This is a genomic window from Halalkalibacter oceani (assembly GCF_023715605.1).
GTDB lineage: Bacteria > Bacillota > Bacilli > Bacillales > Bacillaceae_D > Halalkalibacter > Halalkalibacter oceani.
In genome coordinates this window covers 1-1,178 of record NZ_JAMBOL010000068.1, presented here as the reverse complement: position 1 = coordinate 1,178, position 1,178 = coordinate 1, and the positions used below count along the sequence as shown (strand labels likewise).

The window sequence follows — 1,178 nt, the reverse complement described above, 5'->3', positions numbered from 1 at the left end:
AGCTCAGTTGGTAGAGCATCTGACTTTTAATCAGAGGGTCGAAGGTTCGAGTCCTTCATGGCTCACCATTTTGTAATATGCGGGTGTGGCGGAATTGGCAGACGCGCTAGACTTAGGATCTAGTGTCCTTGTGACGTGGGGGTTCAAGTCCCTTCACCCGCATTACATATGTTGCGGAAGTAGTTCAGTGGTAGAACACCACCTTGCCAAGGTGGGGGTCGCGGGTTCGAATCCCGTCTTCCGCTCCATAAGAGTCCTGCCGGGGTGGTGGAATTGGCAGACACACAGGACTTAAAATCCTGCGGTAGGTGACTACCGTGCCGGTTCAAGTCCGGCCCTCGGCACTTACGGTTTTTGCGCCCTTAGCTCAGCTGGATAGAGTGTTTGACTACGAATCAAAAGGTCGGGAGTTCGAATCTCTCAGGGCGCGCCATTATTTAATTTGACATAACGGGAAGTGGCTCAGCTTGGTAGAGCACCTGGTTTGGGACCAGGGGGTCGCAGGTTCAAATCCTGTCTTCCCGACCATAAAAAGGGGCCTTAGCTCAGCTGGGAGAGCGCCTGCCTTGCACGCAGGAGGTCAGCGGTTCGATCCCGCTAGGCTCCACCATAAAAACTTACTATAATTTTGATAATGAAAGTTCTTAGCCTAAAAAGGTTAAGAACTTTTTTGGACTCGGGAGCGAGGGAGTCTGCGATTACTCTTTTTATCACTCCCGCTAAAATAAGAGGAGAAAATCTCTTCTCTCTCTTAAGTAGACGAAAAAAAACTCCATTAACTATTGTCATTCTCTGCGAAGCGTGTTATATTTATATATCTGGGCATGAGAATTATTTTATGCCTATCTACATTTTTTTATCTGGCTTGCTGTTAATATAAAAACTTTTAAAAAAGTTATTGCATAGAAACTCAAGCTATGTTAAGATAATAATCGTCGCTGATGAGAGTCGACAATAAAAACGAGTTCTTTGAAAACTGAACAAAAGCCAAGCGAAAAAAAGAGAAGAATTGTTACTTTGCTAACAAGGAATCTCGTCAATAATGTTTTAAAACGTAAGAGCTTAATCAGCTCACCATTTTCATGGAGAGTTTGATCCTGGCTCAGGACGAACGCTGGCGGCGTGCCTAATACATGCAAGTCGAGCGGATGAACCTGATTGATTCCTTCGGGATGACG

The 1,178-nt window shown here is 45.4% G+C and carries 6 tRNA genes and 1 rRNA gene; all 7 read left to right on the top strand.

Annotation, left to right across the window (positions count from 1 at the left end):
* Positions 1-79 precede the first annotated feature (79 nt).
* Positions 80-162, top strand: a tRNA-Leu gene (locus tag M3202_RS21980).
* Between the two features lie 11 nt (positions 163-173).
* Positions 174-248: transfer RNA gene (locus M3202_RS21975), tRNA-Gly, on the top strand.
* 10 nt (positions 249-258) lie between these two features.
* Positions 259-344, top strand: a tRNA-Leu gene (locus M3202_RS21970).
* 12 nt (positions 345-356) lie between these two features.
* Positions 357-433: transfer RNA gene (locus M3202_RS21965), tRNA-Arg, on the top strand.
* Positions 434-451: 18 nt separating this feature from the next.
* Positions 452-528 (top strand) — tRNA-Pro (locus M3202_RS21960).
* A 6-nt stretch (positions 529-534) separates the two neighbouring features.
* Positions 535-610: transfer RNA gene (locus tag M3202_RS21955), tRNA-Ala, on the top strand.
* Positions 611-1,079: 469 nt separating this feature from the next.
* Positions 1,080-1,178 (top strand): 16S ribosomal RNA (locus M3202_RS21950); the annotation flags it as partial.